Genomic DNA, 16,564 nt, shown 5'->3' on the forward strand with positions numbered 1-16,564 from the left:
GGGATCATCACGATGAAGAAAATAGCATGGATGTCATTGTTGTTGAGTGCGATGGTTTCATTGGTAGTGGGCTGTTCTAGCGCAAACACTGGCGCTGACGCGAACAAGCTGATTATCGGAATTGATGATAAGTTCGCACCAATGGGATTCCGGGATGAGAAAAATGAGCTAGTCGGTTTTGATATTGATTATGCGCGAGCGGCCGGCGAAAAAATGGGAAAACAAGTCGAGTTTCAACCAATCGATTGGAGTGCAAAAGAGTCTGAACTAAACAGCGGTCGTATTGACTTGATCTGGAATGGATATACGATTACGGATGAGAGAAAAGAGAAGGTTCTCTTTACCAAGCCTTATCTGAAAAACGCACAAGTAGTTGTCACGATGGCAAATAGCAATTTGACCAAGCTGTCAGACTTGGCTGGTAAAGGAATTGGTTTGCAAAAGCTGTCTTCCGCAGCTGACGCGATTAATGCGAATGATATCAAAAATCAGGTCAAATCGATTACGGAGTTCCCTGATAACGTACTGGCACTGAGTGATTTGAAGATCGGTCGTGTAGAAGCAGTCGTCATCGACCAGATTGTGGCCGATTACTATATGGCAAAAGATCCTGGAACCTTTAAGCAGTTGGAAGAATCGCTGTCCCCTGAGGAATATGGAGTAGGCGTCAAAAAAGGCAACGAGGCATTGTTGAATGAGCTGCAAAAAGCGCTGGATGCGATGAATCAGGATGGAACAGCTGCAAAAATATCAGAAAAATGGTTCGGCGAAAATCGTGTATTGAAATAAGAAGATCAGCGATGGCTTCGCCGAATGATTGGCGGAGCCACGCTTTTATTTTCAGGATTAGGAGCATACCAAGATGAGCGTAGACTACATTCTCTCCATTACGAAGCCCATGCTAGAAGGGGCGCAGATGACGGTGCTGTTGTTTATCATCGCCATTCTGCTTTCCATTCCATTAGGTTTTCTGATCACCTTACTGGCAAAGAGCAGTAATAAGGCGTTGTCCTGGTTCGCGCATATGTACGTGTATGTGATGCGCGGAACCCCTCTCTTATTGCAGCTGTTGTTTATTTGCTTCGGGCTGCCTCTCTTGCCTGTAGTGGGAGAGTATTTAGTGATGGATCGGTTCGTCGCTGCATGTGTCGGCTTCGTGCTGAACTACGCAGCGTATTTCGCAGAGATTTTCCGTGGAGGACTGCTGTCGATCGACAAAGGACAGTACGAAGCAGCGCAGGTTCTCGGCTTTAGCAAATGGCAGACAACCAACAAGATTATTTTGCCCCAAATGTTTCGCGTGGCTTTGCCTGCTGTCGCAAATGAATCCATTACCCTCGTAAAAGATACAGCGCTGCTCTATGCCGTTGCTGTCCCTGAATTGCTTCACTTTGCACAAACGGCCGTGAATCGCGACTTTACCATCGTTCCGTTTTTTATTGCTGGAATCATTTATTTGTTTATGACGCTATTGTTGACGTTGTTTTTTAAGTGGCTGGAGAAAAGATTCAAATTCGAATAAAGGGCTGGCGCTGCATGGATATCATTCAAGTATCGAATCTAAAGAAATCGTTTGGCAATCAGGAAGTTTTGCGAGATGTATCGTTTTCGGTGAGTAAGAACGAAGTCGTAGCGGTTATTGGACCGTCTGGCTCGGGTAAGAGCACAATGCTGCGCAGCTTGGTCAATCTGGAGCAGGTGAATGGTGGCAGCATTCGTGTACAAGATGATTATTTGGTGAAGGATGGCGTTTATGCCAGCAGCCAGGAAATCAAGCAGATCACATCGAGAATGGGCATGGTCTTTCAGCATTTTAATCTGTTTCCTCATCTCACAGTAAAGGAAAATTTGGAGATCGCACCACGCGTAGTCAAAGGTGAGGCGCCTCAGGACATCCACAGAAAGAGTGCAGAGCTCTTGGATAAGGTCGGCCTGTCTGATAAGGCAGACGCGTATCCGGCGAGGCTCTCAGGCGGACAGAAGCAACGTGTGGCGATCGCCAGGGCACTGATGATGAATCCGCAAATCTTGTTATTTGACGAGCCTACGTCTGCGCTCGATCCCGAACTGACAGGTGAGGTATTGCAAGTTATCAAGCAGCTTGCCCAGGAGCATATGACGATGATGGTTGTGACGCATGAGATGGGATTCGCGCGAGAGGTAGCGAACCAAATCATGTTTATGGACAATGGAGAATTCGTAGAGTCGGGGACACCTGAGCAATTATTTACAAACGCCAAATTTGAGCGAACCAAATCTTTTTTGCATCGCGCATTAAAATAGTATGATCAACAACAAATGCCCTCAGTGTCGAGAAGACATGCTGAGGGCATTTTGTATAGGCAGGCTACATCACCTGATAGTTCAAGTACCGTTGGCTGATGAACGAATGAAAATGATCGCTGAACGAGTCAGCATTTAAAAACGCATTGTAAGCGTAAGGAGTGACCCGACAGTAAACGACCTCGCGTCCATCGTGAAAACGGATGTAGAGGTGGCTTGCAGTCAGATCGTAGCGAGCAGCTCTGATCAATTTCGAATCCAGTTCTTTGTATGGAATTTCTGGAGGTTGATTCTGACGTGGCAGAAATTGGCGGAAATAAGATCGCAATGTAGTGCAAACTCCTTTATCTAAAAATCGGGTTATCTATTTCTACGAGTCTTCATTTTACGCAAAAATTTGGATTCGGAATACAAAAATAGCACACCGATTGCAAAATAGGCTAAGAGAACCGTATTCAGAATGAGCGTCGGAAAGTCGGCAAGCATGTAAGTGCCTCCTGTTTAAGAGAATGAAGTCACGAATTGAATGTAACCCGCTCCAAAAAAGTAAAAATATTCTTTTTGATTCGTACAATGGGCCTAGTATCTGTTTGCGTGTAGAAAAGAATGATCATCCGAAAGTATGTAGACTCATGAGAAACCTTGTCGAATATAGTCTATATTACCTATTTTATTATTGTCAATAATTACATGGAACCAAAAATGCATTCCGTAAATTTCCTTGATGATTTACCTTGTATCACGAGGTATAGTGTGATAATCTCTAGGCATGTCACTGGGAGGAGTGCTTTTGTGAACAAGGAGCTGTTGAAAGGAAGCATCGATTTATTGCTTCTCTCTCTGATCGCACAAAAAGATCAGTACGGCTATGAATTAGCCAAGAAGATTCGAGAGAAGAGCAATGATCTGTATGAAATCGGTGAGGGCACACTATACCCAGCTTTGAAGCGACTGGAAACGCAAAAGGCCGTCGAGTCTTATTGGGGAGAAGCCAACGAAGGTGGACGCCGCAAGTATTACCGGATAACCAAGACAGGACAGGGACTTCTTCAAGATAAGATGAAGGATTGGCAGAGTCTAACCAGATTAGTCACGCTCTGTAACGAGGGAAGTGAGTAATCTCGTGAAGTTCGAACAATACGCAGAGCAGGTTGTCAGTCACTTGCCGTGCTCCAAATGGGAAAAGCAAGATCTCAAGGATGAACTGCTGGATCATTTAAACAGTATGAAGGTAGAACTGATCGAAGAAGGCTACGGAGAACATGAAGCTGTCTCACAGACCATTCAACGATTCGGTCCCATCGGGCAGATCAGAAGGCAGCTGTCCGAATCTCTACCCTTACTGGATAAATACATGCGCAAATGGTTCATGCTCTTGTTCTACTTGTATGTCTCCATCGCCAGCTATCTCCTGTTATTGTCTCCTGACCGCTGGAGGCGTAGAGCATTTTCAGTGGAGTGGAAACAAAGGATGATCGAGTACGGTGTCCCGCAATATACCCATCTGTTTCAAAACGCAAAACCTTTTCAAACGCTGTCAGATTACATTTTTCATTACGACAACTACAGCTTTGGCACAATCATGTACAATTTGGTTGGAAATATCGCGGTGTTCGTACCGCTCGGCTTTTTCCTGCCATTGCTTTTCGTGTCCTTTCAAAACATGCATCGGGTGTTTTTTCTCACGCTTGGTGCCAGCCTGGTGATCGAAATGCTGCAATTTTTGTTTGCTCTAGGCAGCATTGATGTCGATGATCTGCTGCTGAATGGACTCGGAGGATTGGTGGGTTACGGGCTGTTTCGAGTAGGAACATCTATGATGGACAGATACCGCCGGAAGATACAATCTGATGATGATCTGACTGCGACACCGTCTTAATCCCAATAGAAGAGTCGAAAAGAAGAGTGCTTCCTTTTCTTTCGGCTTCTCATATTTTTTAACATCGTATTACGAGGTACATAGTTGTTCGACAGAGGAGGAAAAGATGAAAAAATCAACGTGTTTACTCATTTCATTAACACTTATGCTTCAGATGGTCGTGGGCTGCGAGAATAGTAGTGCAGCTAAGCAGGGGAGCGGACAGACTGGACAGCCAGTCAAGCAACAGGAGCGCATCTATCAGTATTCGGCTTTTTCTTTTGACGTGAAACCAGAGACCTTCGAAGTTTTTGTGGAAAAGGAAGGGGTCAAAGAACGAGCATCCGAACCAATGGCGCCGCGCAAGGTGACGAACCTACATAAAGGGGAAAAGGAGATGACCTGGAGCTATCCAGACGAAAAGCTGGATGTGTCCATCAAAAAAGAAGAGGATCATTTGCAGATTACCCTGACCTCGACCGGAGCGGAGAGCTTTTCTTGGCCAATCGTAAAAGGACCGAGCTACATGCTGCCGATCGGCGAAGGGAAGTGGATTCCTGCTGACGACAAGCAGTGGCAAGCTTTCTATAAGGACGAGAGCCTGACCTTTGCCGAGTCTTTCTCCATGCGCTTTTTTGCTGTGAACAAAAGCAAGTACGCACTGATGTACGTCGCTGACAACTTGTTTAACAATACCGTGGATTTTAAGGTTGATCCGGCGCTTTCCTTTGCGTTCACACACGAATTCCCATCGGTGAATCCGGACAAGACGTACGGCTTCCGCTTGTATGTGACAGACAATGACCCTGTGAGCATAGCAGGCGTATACAAAAATTACGTGAAACAAAACGGAGAACTGCTGACGCTGGCCGAAAAAGCCAAAGCCAACCCGGACGTAGAAAAGCTGTATGGCGCTCCGCATTTCTATGTTTGGAACAAGAGCTTTTTGTCAGAAGCCGATGTGAAATGGAATGCTTTGAAAAACAAGCTGAATGAGAGCTTCATTGAATGGATGGCGCATATTTTGACCAACAACGGAGCAGATGGAAAAGAGAGCATACAGCAGTTTAGAGAGATCAAAAAGCAGGATTACGTCGCGGCCTACCAGAAGAAGGCGATTCTCGGCGGTTTCAACTATGCCTTGCGTTCGCCTGCGTTCTACAATCCAAAGCTATTTACGAATATCGACGCGAAGTCTCAAGAACTGATTGCCAAAGGGATTGACACACTGAATGAATCACAGTTGTATGACTTGAACAAACGACTGCTAAAAAGTGTGTTGCAGGAGGTAGTTCCGCCGGTAGAAAAATGGGGAAATGCGGACTCGACAGATTTGCTAAAAGACATGAAAGCCGCTGGAATCGACCATGCATGGCTGGGATTGCCAGATTGGACTGCCGCTTATATGAAGCCGGAATTCATCCAGCAAGCAAATGACACGGGTTATTTGATTGCCAGCTACGATTCCTACCATTCCATTCACAAGGATGAAAACCCGGATTGGAATACGGCGATTTTCGCGGATAAGAGCTTGTATGAGAATGCTACGATAGCGAAGAAAAACGGAGAAAAGAAGGGCGGGTTCCTGCAACAAGGCCGCTTGCTCAATCCGACCTTGTCGCTGCCTAGCGTGAAGCAGCGTATGGATGAAATCATGAGTAATGATGTGGCGTTCAACTCGTGGTTTATCGACGTGGATGCGGCAGGCGATTTTAACGATGACTACACGCCGGAGCATCCAACAACACAGGCCCAGGATATGAAGGCGAAGCTTGCGAGAATGGATTACATTCGGGATGAAAAGAAGTTGGTCATCGGTTCCGAGACAGGTAATGACTTCGCTAGCACAAATATCGCGTATGCGCATGGAATTGAGACGCCTGTGATCAAATGGGCAGATCCGGACATGCGCAAAAACAAGACGAGCCCGTATTATGTCGGAGGGTATTGGTCTCCGGCGGGTGATATTCCTGAGAGATACGCGAAGCAGGTTCCGATCAAGGAAGAATACCGACATGTGTATATCGATCCTGCCTATTCATTGCCGCTGTACAAGCTGGTGTACAACGATTCCGTTATCACTAGCCATCATTGGGAGTGGAGCAGCCTGAAGATCAAGGACGAAGTAGGAACGCGGATGTTAAAAGAGCTCCTCTACAACGTTCCACCACTTTATCATCTGGACCGTAAGATGTGGGATACCAATCAAGACCTGATCCTGAACTATTTGAAGGTGTGGTCACCGTTCCATAAAAAAGCCGTGCAACGTGAGATGACGGATTTTCAAATGCTGACCCCTGACAGGCTGGTACAAAAGACGTCCTACGGGGATGACATGCATGTCATTGCGAATTTTTCACAGCAAGATTTTACGTACGAGAGTCAAGTGGTGAAGGCTAGATCAGCTCTAATCATCAACGGTAACGATATCCAGAACTTCCTTGCCCCTGCGCAGTAGGAACGAATTGAAAAAGGCTGTCCGCGAAAATGAAGCGGCAGCCTTTTTCTACTATGGAGTGGGTGGGTATTTCTTGCTTTTCAAATCGTATTGGAGTCGATTGATAAAGTTCATCGAAATACGAGAATAATGCCGTTCCTCCGAGCGTACCCAGCCAAAATAGATAGGTTGCTGATAAGGAATATCCAAATTAAGCGTGATTGAATCAGAGTCTTGCAAATGAGGTTCATGAACAAAAGAGTAGTCCAGTCCGATGGTTACGGCGAGATTTTGCCGGATTGCATTGCGGAGCGCTTCTGTGTTGTTCGTTGTAAACAAAATGTCGACGGGACCATAAGTAGCGGAAAAATCCTCTACGAACCATTTGACATAGTCGTCGTTGTACAGGACGAAGGATTGCTGGCGAAGCTCTTCAGGTGTGACGGAATCCTGGTAGGCAAGTGGCGAGTTTTTGCCTACACCTACGACCATTTTTCCCTCTAGCAACTGTTCGAACACCAAGCCTAGGCCCTCGCTCTTTTTGAGCAGGTTCTCGTGGATAATGACCAGACCAATGTCCAGTTTGTCCTGAAGAATGTCCTCTAATATTTCCTGTGTGCCTTTTTCTGCAATTTCGGTACGGATGTGAGGATAATCTTTTTTAAAGCTCGCGACGGCATCGACCAGTAAGTTCATGGGACCGGGTATCGTGGCGAGTCTCAGCTCTCCAGTTAATGTGTTTGTATAGTTTTGTGCTTCTTCCCAGATCTCCTGGATCTTGCCCAAGGCTTCGAACGCTTTTTTGATGATGATACGCCCTTCAGGGGTCGGTAATGCTCCAAGACGCGAGCGTGTAAAAAGGGCAACGCCCAGCTCTGCTTCCAGACTGGAGAGCGACTGGCTGATGGCGGAGAGGGTCACATGCTTGTTCTGAGCAGCTTTGGTCAAGGAGCCTGCCTTCGCTATTTCTACGATATATTCCAGTTGTTCCAAATGCATGTGGTATCATCACATCCTTTAGTCGTGCTTAAGGAAGGGTAAGTATGTTTACATATTTTTAAATATAAAAGAGTCCTATAATGAAAGCAAGGCAAGAGATCAGGTACAAAAGACGTGACAAATGGAGGCGTTTACAATGGCGAGACTCGAAGGGAAAGTAGCGATTATTACTGGTGGCGGAACAGGAATCGGGAAAACAACGGCGATTCGTTTTGCCAAGGAAGGTGCGAAAGTAATCGTTACTGACATTAATCTGGACAGTGCCTCTCAGACGGTAGTGGAAATCAAGGAAGCGGGTGGAGAAGCCATCGCGATTGCGCATGATGTAAGCCGTGAAGAGCAATGGCAGCAAGTAGTGGCAGCCACCTTGGAACAATACGAGAAAGTGGATATCCTATTCAACAATGCAGGCATTTATATCATTAAACCGCTGGCGGAGATTACCGTGGAAGAATGGAATCGTCTCATGGCGATTAACGTTACCGGTGTCTTTTTGGGAATGAAGCATGTGATGCCACTTATGGCAAAACAACAAGGTGGCTCTGTCATCAATGCCTCTTCCATCGCCGGACTTTTTGGTGCGCCAGGTCACATATTGTACGGAGCGAGCAAGGGAGCGGTTCGCATCATGACGAAGGATGCGGCTATGGAGTATGCGGCACACGGTGTACGCGTGAACTCGATTCACCCTGGCTATATTGATACAAACATGGTGTCTTATGCTTCGGAGACGACTAAGCATTCCAAAGCAGAGCTGGCACAGGCTGCTCCAACAGGTCGACTCGGTACTGTCGAGGATGTAGCCAATATGGTGCTGTTCCTCGCTTCTGACGAGTCCTCCCATGTCACAGGGGCGGAATTCGTCATCGATGGCGGCGCAACAGCACGATAAAACGTTACGAATACCATTTTGGTAATAGGAGGAGTTATCTATGAGACTGGAAAATAAAGTAGCGATCGTAACAGGTGGAGCAAGTGGAATCGGTGAAACGACCGTCCGTCTCTTCGCAAAAGAAGGAGCAAAAGTAGTGATTGCTGACTTCTCTCCACGTGGAAATGAATTGGCGGAAGAGCTGGGTCAAGCAGGCTTCGATGCGTTGTTCGTAAAAACGGACGTAACGAAAGAAGACGAAGTGAAAAACATGGTAAGCGCCACTGTAGAAAAGTTCGGAAAGGTAGACGTTTTGTTTGCCAATGCAGGAATCGCGAAAGACGCACCAGGTCATCTGTTGAGCATGGATGACTGGCAAAGAACGATTGATATTAATCTGACCGGCGTGTTCTTGTGTGATAAATACGTCATCGAGCAAATGTTGGCGCAAGGAACTGGCGGAGCGATTGTCAACTGCGGCTCGATCCATAGCCATGCTGGAAAAGCAGGTGTGACGGCATACTCCTCCGCAAAAGGTGGCGTGAAGCTTTTGACCCAGACACTGGGACTTACGTATGCCAAGCAAGGGATTCGCGTAAATGCGGTCTGCCCGGGCTATATTGACACGCCGCTGATCGCTGGTCGAGATGAAGCCTTAAACGAGCACCTGATTGGATTGCACCCGATGGGACGCTTGGGTAAACCAGAAGAAGTCGCCAAGGCTGTTCTGTTCCTTGCTAGCGATGATGCTTCCTTCGTCACAGGGACAAGCCTGCTGGTCGACGGCGGATATACCGCGCAATAAAAAGGTCTTCTCCTCGCGTAGATGTGTCTACTCGGGGAGATTTTTTTTGGCAAGACCACATCGGACAGATGCCCTCAACGATCGTCCAAGCGGGCGCAAAACCGTTCGAATAAGATGGGAATAAGCCATTACGCAACGGGGAGGGAGGAGTTTTGCCGACTTTTGTGGGCACGGTGACCATTACCAATAATGTCGGAAACATCAACTTTGGCGATACGGCAAACAACTCTCCGAAAAGCGTAACCAAAGCGTTTTCTGGTTCGGGTGGAAACAATAGCGGCAACGTAGTGAAGGTCATCAATGAAAATAGCCAAACCAATACATGGGTGGGTTCAGGTGCCGCTGGAATGAAGACTGTGAAGACAATAAAGACAATAAAGACAAAGAAACGGGTCCGTCGTGCAGCCCGAAAAGGCAAAAAGAAAAAGTAGCCTTGAAAAAGGCGCGTGAGAGAGTGGACAAGCTCTACAATAGAATTGAGATTAAGACTATTGCGAATTTATCGGAATTGAGATAAAAAAAATGAAAGACGATCGCAGAAAGGAAGCAAACCAGATGACGAAAACAAACGAGGAATCACTCTTATTTACTCGTGTGAACAAGGACACACAGGCGCTGCCCATTTCCATTGAGGATTGGGAGAAAAAGGCGCGAGAGGTTTTGCCGGATGGGCCATTTGACTACGTTGCCGGGGGATCAGGGGCAGAAGAAACACTGGTAGAAAACCGGGTAGCATTTTCCCGTTGGGCAATCATTCCACGGATGATGCGGGATGTGACGAATCGGACGCTTGGTATTTCGATGTACAATCAAGCGTTGCGCACACCGATCTTCTTGGCTCCTGTTGGCATGCAGACGATTTCACATCCGGATGGAGAGCTGGCATCTGCCATGGCGGCAGCAGCAGCCGGAGTGCCGTTCGTAGCCAGTACGGTGTCCGCTCACTCGCTCGAACAGATTGCCGAAGTGATGGGGGATGCCTATCGCTGGTTCCAGCTCTATTGGTCGAATGATCGAGAGGTTTCTGCGAGCATGGTCAGACGAGCGGAAAAGTCTGGCTATTCTGCCATTGTCCTCACGGTAGATACCGTCATGCTAGGGTGGAAGCGCAGAGACTTCCGCAACGGGTATTCGCCACTGCGCGAAGGAAGAGGGTTGGCGAATTATTTGACAGACCCTGTTTTTTGCTCGCGACTCCCCGAGGTAACACCGGAGAATGCAGTGGAGGAAGTGTTGAAAAACATTTATCATCCAGCGCTGAACTGGAACGATATCGCTTTTTTGCGTGAGCATACTCGTCTACCGATTCTGGTAAAAGGCATTTTGCATCCGGATGATGCAAGACTTGCCTTAGAATATGGCGTAGATGGAATCATCGTCTCCAATCACGGTGGGCGGCAGATGGATGGCGCCATTTCTACGCTGGATGCGTTGCCAGCGATCGCCGAGGTAGTAGCCGGCAAGATCCCTGTCTTGCTCGACAGTGGCGTGCGTACAGGAGCAGATGTCGTTAAAGCGATTGCTTTAGGTGCCGATGCCATCCTGATTGGACGCCCCTTCTTGTATGGACTGGCTGTTGCCGGAGAGCAGGGCGTAGCGAGTGTTTTAGATACACTCATCCATGAATTTGACGTCGCGATGGCGCTGTCTGGCAGCAATTCTGTCGCAGACCTCAATCGCAGCATTCTTGCTCGCTTGTAAGGGAAGGTACCCGGTTATATCCATTGTTGAAAAAAGTGAGCCAGGCTACGTGCACTGGTTCATTTTTTTTGTATGAACCCCGTAAGAAGTTTGCAAAAATGTTGTTTCTACCGCAGCTGTTGTCGTTGAACTTTCGGAAAAACATGGTAAAATGGGACGAACTTGTATTCAGAACGTTACGATCCTTCTGTAAGGATCATTTTTTTTGACTGTATTCGAAAGTATAAACAGGAGATTGAAATGAAAAACCAAATGTTATCTTCACTGACACCCCAAGATTGGGCAGGGCTACTACGTGAAAAAGATGGTGAGCTGAACATGGTTGTGAATGAGCTGGCAGATGTCAAATACGCTTTGGACCAATCCACGATCTTGGCAATTACGGACCATATGGGGATTATTTTGCGAGCAAATGAGCAATTTTGCCGCATATCAAAATACGAACGAAGTGAATTGCTTGGAAAGGATCATCGTATTCTTAATTCGGGTTACCATCCGAAAGGCTTTTTTAAAGAAATGTGGTCCTGCATACGATCGGGTCAAGTCTGGCGGGGGGAAATTCGCAATCGCGCAAAAGATGGCAGCTATTATTGGGTCGATACAACCATCGTGCCATTTAAGAATCAAGCGGGCGAAATCTATCAATACCTGTCCATTCGCAGCGATATCACATGTCGCAAGCAAATGGAAGACGAGCTGAAGCGGAGTGAAGAAAAGTATCGCATCATCGCGGAAAACACGTCGGATATCATCAGCATCATCAATCTGGATGGGGAATTCCTCTATTTGTCCCCGTCTCACAAGCGTGTATGGGAGCATACTGTTCCTGATGAGGAAATCCACAACCTGTTCGAGTGGATTGTGGAGGATGACCGAGATATTTTTGCTTATGCGATTCAGCATGCCTTCTCTACGCGTAAAGAGTACATGGTAGAGTGCCGGATTAACACGCAAAGAAACGACGTGATCTGGACAGAAAGCAAAATCAATCCGATTATGGATGAAGAAGGTAATGTAACCAAGCTGCTACTTGTAACCCGTGACGTCACAGACCGGAAACAGTCCGAAGAGACGATTCACCACTTGGCTTACCATGATGCGCTGACAGACCTGCCAAATCGCCGGATGTATGTCCAACAGCTCAGCAAGGAAATGATGCAGGCCAAGCGTTTCCAATCGACTCTAGCTGTGCTGTTTTTGGATTTGGACCGCTTCAAGGATGTGAACGATTCGTTCGGTCATGACGTAGGGGATATGTTGCTGATCGAAGCATCAAAGCGTCTACAGGCATGTCTCAAGCCAGGAGATGCCGTGGCCAGGCTGGGTGGAGACGAATTTACAATTATGCAGAACCAGCTGCAAGATCGCAGCGAAGCGACTGCATTGGCAGAGCAGATCATGAATCAGTTGCAGCGGCCGTTTGAATTGGATGGTCATGTGTTCAATGTGTCGTGCAGCATCGGTATCGCCTTGTACCCGCAGGATGGGGATAATCCCGAAGATTTGCTGAAACGGGCTGATACGGCATTATATACAGTGAAATCGCGCGGAAAGAATGGCTATGACTTTTTCGATCCGACGATGGAGGCGAAGTCACTGGAGCGCATTTTGATGGAAAATGAGATGCGGAAAGCCATTGAACAAGAGCAGTTCCAAATTTACTACCAGCCCAAAATCGATATCGTAACAAGCGCGATGACAGGCATGGAGGCGCTCGTCAGATGGGTGCATCCAGAGCTAGGTATCATCCCGCCGAATCGCTTTATTCCAATCGCCGAAGAGACAGGGATGATTCTGGCGCTCGGGGAATGGATTTTGAAACAGGCGTGCAAACAAAATAAAATTTGGCATGATCAAGGATATACGCTGAAGGTCTCTGTCAATTTGTCAGCGAGACAGATCTATCAAAAAGATTTGGTCGAGATGATCAAGGATATTCTTCGGGAAACCAATCTGTCCCCTGATTGGCTGGAGCTCGAGATTACGGAGAGCATTTTTGTCAAAATGGAAGAGGCGACAGCAGTCCTGCAACAGATTCGGGATATCGGTATCCAAATATCGATTGATGATTTTGGGACAGGCTATAGCTCGTTTAGTTATATTAAAAGCTTGCCAGTCGATACAATCAAAATTGACGCTTCGTTTATTCGCGACATTCATCACAACCAAGAGAGTCAAGCCATTGTAAAAGCGATCGTCACAATCGCGCAAAGTCTCAAAATGAATGTCATCGCAGAGGGAATTGAGCTGCATGATCAAGTAGCGGCTTTGAAGGAAAATGGCTGCGACCACGGTCAAGGCTATTTGTTCAGTAAACCGCTTCCGACTGATGATTTTGACCAGCTCCTGCGTCAGGAGAAGCAATAAAATGGCAGGAAGCAAAGCCGGGTGAGTACATCTGGCTTTTTCTTTTGTGTGGTACTATAGGAGGCGGACAAAAACATAAGTGCAAGTGTGCAGCTAGAAAGGGAGGCCCCTCGTGGGAAAGTTTTCGGGAAAGACTGTATTAGCTATTGCAAGTTTGGTGTTGATGTGGGGATTAAGCTGGTCGATCTACAAAATGTCGCTCGCCTATACTCCACCGATTTTATTTGCAGGAATGCGTTCGCTGATTGGCGGACTTCTGCTAGCTTTATTCATTTTGCCGAAATGGAAAAAGATTAACTGGCGTGAAAACTGGTTGCGCTATTGTATATCTGCCTTTCTGAATACATTGTGCTTTTACGGCATTCAGACGGTTGGACTCGTGTATTTGCCAGGTGGATTATTCTCTGTATTGGTCTACTTCCAGCCAATCTTGATTGGGCTCTTTGCCTGGTTGTGGCTAGGTGAGAGCATGACGGTGCTCAAGGTCATTGGGCTGATCATGGGATTCCTCGGGATACTTGCTGTCAGTGCAGATGGACTGACTGGACAGGTTTCCATTGTGGGCGTCATTTTAGGCTTATTGACGGCTCTGACGTGGGCGCTGGGCGTGATCTATGTGAAAAAAGTCAGTGCCAAGGTAGATTCGCTGTGGATGGTTGCCATGCAATGCATCATTGGTGGCGCCGCCTTAACTCTTTTGGGGACAGGTGTTGAAAGCTGGTCGGACATTGTCTGGAATGTACCTTATTTGATCGGTCTCAGCTATGGTGCGACTTTTGGCGTGCCGATTGCCATTGTCATTTACTTTGGGCTTGTGAATGCAGGCGAAGCGAGCAAGGTGGCCGCCTTTACGTTTCTGGTGCCGCTCATCGCAGTTGTCACAGGCACTATTTTTATGGACGAGCCAGTTACGTATTCGCTCATCGCCGGTCTGGTATTGATCGTGTGCAGCATTTACTTGGTGAACTATCAGAAAAAGATACAAAAGCCTGCCATTGCCAATGTTCTCAATCGTTGATGGAGACGACAAAAAAACAGCCGACACTTCACAGGTCGGCTGTTTTTCTTTGTGCATTTATACGTAGGGCTCTTTGTAGATTCCCTTTTCATAAATGTACTGAAGGCAAGCATCCGGCAATAGGAAGCTGGGGTCGCCGCCCTTGCGGATTTCGTCACGGATGTAAGTAGAGCTGATCCCCATATTGATGCCTTTGCTCATGATGAGAAAATGCTCGTCGTGATTGCGCAACAGCGCGTCCTCTGCAATCAGGTCAGCGGTCGGATAACCTTCGCGCGACATAACGATGAAGTTGAAGCCTGCGACCAGCTTTTCTGCGTTGCCCCAGTTCGATAGTCCCTCTAACAAATCTGATCCCATGATGAAAAAGAGCTCGTCGTTCGGATACTTCTTTTTCATGTGCATCATCGTGTCATACGTGTAGGTTTCACCTGGCAAGGCATCCATCTCAACTGTAGAAATTTCGAAAAGAGGTTCGCCAAAATTGTTTGTTTTGTGTGCACTGCCAGCCAAAGCCAGTTTGAGCATGTGCAAGCGGTGGACGTCATCAGTCTGCAATTTTTTATCATGACGCTTCGAAGAGCATGGTACGAAAATGACTTTGTCCAGTCGTCTCCGGTGAGCGACGGTCGCTGCCGTGAACAAATGGCTGTACGTTATGGGATCAAAGCTGCTGCCATAAATGCCGATTCGCATAAAAATTGCCTCCTGTTCGCCATGAGCTAGTTATTTTTTTCGGACAGTCATCCCAAGCTGGTTCTGAAAATGACCAAGAGCCCATTGGTGACCTTCTGGAAGAAAGCTCGCTACTGCATCCTCGTGGATGACGACGGAAAAGCCGTTATAGAAGCCTTCAATCGCTGTATGCAATACACAAATATCCGTGCAGACACCTACCAGATGAATCTCAGTGATGCCTCTCGTGCGCAACAATAGCGCAAGATCGGTGCCTTGAAAAGCACTGTAGCGCGTCTTATCCATCCAGTGAATCGTATCTTCGAATTCCTCGTAAATGTCCTGAATCCTGCCGTACAAATTCCGGCCAGAGGTACCGATAATGTTGTGCGGAGGGTAGAGTCCTGTCTCAGGGTGGTACGGGTCCTGCTCACGATGAGCGTCGACTGCCATGACGACAAAGTCGCCTTCTGCGAGGAAGTCGCGGATCAGTTCTCCAATGCGTCCTTCAATAGCTTGACCAGGCTCCCCACAAGTCAATGCGCCATCTGTCGCGACAAAATCATTCGTGTAGTCGATCACAATCAAAGCTTTCATGGCAAAAACCTCCTGAATGTGAGTGTGGAGTTGCTCAGTAAATCATGGCAGTCGGGGTGAAGCCGGTAAAGCGATAGAGCTTGGCTGGCGAATTCGAAAACTCGGTCGAGTAGACAGGCTGCCCATCAGCCGATAAAACTGGTTCGAGAAGTCCTTGCCGTCTGGTTGTCGCAAGCAGGCGCCTTTCAAAATTGCCGCGATCTTTTGACGAGAAGGATGGAACGACGGTCTCGATCACTTGCAGCAGTTCGCTCAAGGTAAACTCATCTGGCAAAAACGCTTTGGCAATTGTCGTTTGAAGCATTTGCTCACGGACTCGCTGTAAGGCGTCCGTCAAAATTTCACGATGATCAAAAGCAAGGTTGAGGGCAAAAGCTTCCTCAATCGGAAACAGCTGCGCGTCTGATGCATCGTCGTTTGCCTGTGTGTGCTTCAATAACTCTTCATGAACGAGGGAGACATAGGCAACACTCGGAATCCAGCCGCGAGGGTCTCTTCCCGGCTTGTAGTATGTCTTCAGCTGCTCGATGTGTACATCACGGTCAATATTCGTCTCTTCTTTTAACTCGCGATAGGCGCATTCGTCCAGTGTCTCCGATTCATGGGAAAATCCGCCGGGCAAGGCCCATTGCTCTCCAAATGTATCGCTTTTTCGCTTGATCAGAAGAACGGCCAATTGCTTGTGTGGCAGCGATTTGGTTTTCGTATGGCGCGGGATGGAAAGGATCGTAAAGAGGCAAATATCTGTTGGAAGTCCATCCGGCGAGCGATACTTTTTGGTCCGAAAGTGGATGCGTTTGGCTCGAAGGGGAGACATACTCACAAGATCATCCTTTCCGTTTGCTCGAATCTGTTATCATGCATTTATAGTATGATATCATTTTAACAATGTCAATATTACAATGTAAAAATCTGTGAAAAAAGACGTCTGTGCGTATCAGACGTCTCTCGAA

Annotated in this window: 17 protein-coding genes; 12 read left to right on the plus strand and 5 right to left on the minus strand. The window is 47.2% G+C overall.

Going from position 1 to position 16,564, the window contains the following annotated elements:
• Nucleotides 1-12 precede the first annotated feature (12 nt).
• The 3 genes from C7R93_RS25050 (at nucleotide 13) to C7R93_RS25060 (ending at nucleotide 2,283) form a co-directional block, all read left to right on the plus strand.
• The gene (locus C7R93_RS25050; RefSeq protein ID WP_106841333.1) at nucleotides 13-789 is read left to right on the plus strand and encodes an amino acid ABC transporter substrate-binding protein; all 777 of its coding nucleotides are present in this window, start codon (nucleotides 13-15) and stop codon (nucleotides 787-789) included.
• 73 nt (nucleotides 790-862) lie between these two features.
• Nucleotides 863-1,522, plus strand: coding sequence for an amino acid ABC transporter permease (locus tag C7R93_RS25055; protein WP_106841334.1), 660 nt, complete (start codon nucleotides 863-865; stop codon nucleotides 1,520-1,522).
• 14 nt (nucleotides 1,523-1,536) lie between these two features.
• A complete protein-coding gene (locus C7R93_RS25060) occupies nucleotides 1,537-2,283 on the plus strand; it encodes an amino acid ABC transporter ATP-binding protein (RefSeq protein WP_106841335.1) in 747 nt (248 codons plus the stop codon).
• Between the two features lie 64 nt (nucleotides 2,284-2,347).
• Here the strand turns inward: C7R93_RS25060 and C7R93_RS25065 are convergent, their stop codons facing one another.
• Complete coding sequence (locus tag C7R93_RS25065; protein WP_106841336.1) at nucleotides 2,348-2,611, minus strand: KTSC domain-containing protein; 264 nt, start codon at nucleotides 2,609-2,611, stop codon at nucleotides 2,348-2,350.
• 464 nt (nucleotides 2,612-3,075) lie between these two features.
• Here C7R93_RS25065 and C7R93_RS25070 point away from each other — a divergent pair, with 464 nt between their 5' ends.
• The 3 genes from C7R93_RS25070 to C7R93_RS25080 all read left to right on the plus strand — a co-directional run bounded on the left by C7R93_RS25070 (nucleotide 3,076) and on the right by C7R93_RS25080 (nucleotide 6,599).
• On the plus strand, nucleotides 3,076-3,402 hold the full coding sequence (locus C7R93_RS25070) for a PadR family transcriptional regulator (RefSeq protein WP_106841337.1): 327 nt from the start codon (nucleotides 3,076-3,078) through the stop codon (nucleotides 3,400-3,402).
• 4 nt (nucleotides 3,403-3,406) lie between these two features.
• Nucleotides 3,407-4,162, plus strand: coding sequence for a VanZ family protein (locus tag C7R93_RS25075; protein ID WP_106841338.1), 756 nt, complete (start codon nucleotides 3,407-3,409; stop codon nucleotides 4,160-4,162).
• 106 nt (nucleotides 4,163-4,268) lie between these two features.
• Nucleotides 4,269-6,599: a glycoside hydrolase gene (locus C7R93_RS25080; RefSeq protein WP_106841339.1), complete on the plus strand. Its 2,331-nt coding sequence runs from the start codon at nucleotides 4,269-4,271 to the stop codon at nucleotides 6,597-6,599.
• Nucleotides 6,600-6,650: 51 nt separating this feature from the next.
• Here C7R93_RS25080 and C7R93_RS25085 read toward each other — a convergent pair whose 3' ends face one another.
• On the minus strand, nucleotides 6,651-7,577 hold the full coding sequence (locus C7R93_RS25085) for a LysR family transcriptional regulator (protein ID WP_106841340.1): 927 nt from the start codon (nucleotides 7,575-7,577) through the stop codon (nucleotides 6,651-6,653).
• Between the two features lie 136 nt (nucleotides 7,578-7,713).
• On the opposite strand from C7R93_RS25085, the gene C7R93_RS25090 reads away from it, so the two are divergent.
• From C7R93_RS25090 to C7R93_RS25115, 6 genes are all read left to right on the plus strand, one after another.
• Complete coding sequence (locus C7R93_RS25090; RefSeq protein WP_106841341.1) at nucleotides 7,714-8,469, plus strand: SDR family NAD(P)-dependent oxidoreductase; 756 nt, start codon at nucleotides 7,714-7,716, stop codon at nucleotides 8,467-8,469.
• Between the two features lie 40 nt (nucleotides 8,470-8,509).
• Complete coding sequence (locus C7R93_RS25095) at nucleotides 8,510-9,253, plus strand: SDR family NAD(P)-dependent oxidoreductase (RefSeq protein ID WP_106841342.1); 744 nt, start codon at nucleotides 8,510-8,512, stop codon at nucleotides 9,251-9,253.
• Between the two features lie 152 nt (nucleotides 9,254-9,405).
• On the plus strand, nucleotides 9,406-9,684 hold the full coding sequence (locus C7R93_RS25100; protein WP_106841343.1) for a spore germination protein: 279 nt from the start codon (nucleotides 9,406-9,408) through the stop codon (nucleotides 9,682-9,684).
• A gap of 124 nt (nucleotides 9,685-9,808) precedes the next feature.
• Entirely contained in the window at nucleotides 9,809-10,954 is a 1,146-nt protein-coding gene (locus C7R93_RS25105; RefSeq protein WP_106841441.1) for an alpha-hydroxy-acid oxidizing protein, read from the plus strand.
• Nucleotides 10,955-11,194: 240 nt separating this feature from the next.
• The gene (locus C7R93_RS25110) at nucleotides 11,195-13,321 is read left to right on the plus strand and encodes a bifunctional diguanylate cyclase/phosphodiesterase (protein ID WP_106841344.1); all 2,127 of its coding nucleotides are present in this window, start codon (nucleotides 11,195-11,197) and stop codon (nucleotides 13,319-13,321) included.
• A gap of 112 nt (nucleotides 13,322-13,433) precedes the next feature.
• Complete coding sequence (locus tag C7R93_RS25115) at nucleotides 13,434-14,339, plus strand: DMT family transporter (protein WP_106841345.1); 906 nt, start codon at nucleotides 13,434-13,436, stop codon at nucleotides 14,337-14,339.
• Between the two features lie 57 nt (nucleotides 14,340-14,396).
• On the opposite strand, the gene nadD is transcribed toward C7R93_RS25115, so the two are convergent.
• The 3 genes from nadD to C7R93_RS25130 are packed head-to-tail and all read right to left on the minus strand — an operon-like array spanning nucleotide 14,397 to nucleotide 16,428.
• On the minus strand, nucleotides 14,397-15,035 hold the full coding sequence (gene nadD / locus C7R93_RS25120; RefSeq protein WP_106841346.1) for a nicotinate-nucleotide adenylyltransferase: 639 nt from the start codon (nucleotides 15,033-15,035) through the stop codon (nucleotides 14,397-14,399).
• Nucleotides 15,036-15,065: 30 nt separating this feature from the next.
• The gene (locus tag C7R93_RS25125; protein ID WP_106841347.1) at nucleotides 15,066-15,611 is read right to left on the minus strand and encodes a cysteine hydrolase family protein; all 546 of its coding nucleotides are present in this window, start codon (nucleotides 15,609-15,611) and stop codon (nucleotides 15,066-15,068) included.
• A gap of 34 nt (nucleotides 15,612-15,645) precedes the next feature.
• The gene (locus tag C7R93_RS25130) at nucleotides 15,646-16,428 is read right to left on the minus strand and encodes an NUDIX hydrolase (RefSeq protein WP_106841348.1); all 783 of its coding nucleotides are present in this window, start codon (nucleotides 16,426-16,428) and stop codon (nucleotides 15,646-15,648) included.
• Between the last annotated feature and the right edge of the window lie 136 nt (nucleotides 16,429-16,564).

This window comes from Brevibacillus fortis (assembly GCF_003013395.1).
Taxonomy (GTDB): domain Bacteria; phylum Bacillota; class Bacilli; order Brevibacillales; family Brevibacillaceae; genus Brevibacillus; species Brevibacillus fortis.

Bases quoted from the DNA above. Each gene is read 5' to 3' on its own strand.
- C7R93_RS25050 (WP_106841333.1), top strand. From the start codon at position 13: ATGAAGAAAATAGCATGGATGTCATTGTTGTTGAGTGCGATGGTTTCA.
- C7R93_RS25055 (WP_106841334.1), top strand. From the start codon at position 863: ATGAGCGTAGACTACATTCTCTCCATTACGAAGCCCATGCTAGAAGGG.
- C7R93_RS25060 (WP_106841335.1), top strand. From the start codon at position 1,537: ATGGATATCATTCAAGTATCGAATCTAAAGAAATCGTTTGGCAATCAG.
- C7R93_RS25080 (WP_106841339.1), top strand. From the start codon at position 4,269: ATGAAAAAATCAACGTGTTTACTCATTTCATTAACACTTATGCTTCAG.
- C7R93_RS25085 (WP_106841340.1), bottom strand. From the start codon at position 7,577: ATGCATTTGGAACAACTGGAATATATCGTAGAAATAGCGAAGGCAGGC.
- C7R93_RS25090 (WP_106841341.1), top strand. From the start codon at position 7,714: ATGGCGAGACTCGAAGGGAAAGTAGCGATTATTACTGGTGGCGGAACA.
- C7R93_RS25095 (WP_106841342.1), top strand. From the start codon at position 8,510: ATGAGACTGGAAAATAAAGTAGCGATCGTAACAGGTGGAGCAAGTGGA.
- C7R93_RS25105 (WP_106841441.1), top strand. From the start codon at position 9,809: ATGACGAAAACAAACGAGGAATCACTCTTATTTACTCGTGTGAACAAG.
- C7R93_RS25110 (WP_106841344.1), top strand. From the start codon at position 11,195: ATGAAAAACCAAATGTTATCTTCACTGACACCCCAAGATTGGGCAGGG.
- nadD (WP_106841346.1), bottom strand. From the start codon at position 15,035: ATGCGAATCGGCATTTATGGCAGCAGCTTTGATCCCATAACGTACAGC.
- C7R93_RS25125 (WP_106841347.1), bottom strand. From the start codon at position 15,611: ATGAAAGCTTTGATTGTGATCGACTACACGAATGATTTTGTCGCGACA.
- C7R93_RS25130 (WP_106841348.1), bottom strand. From the start codon at position 16,428: ATGTCTCCCCTTCGAGCCAAACGCATCCACTTTCGGACCAAAAAGTAT.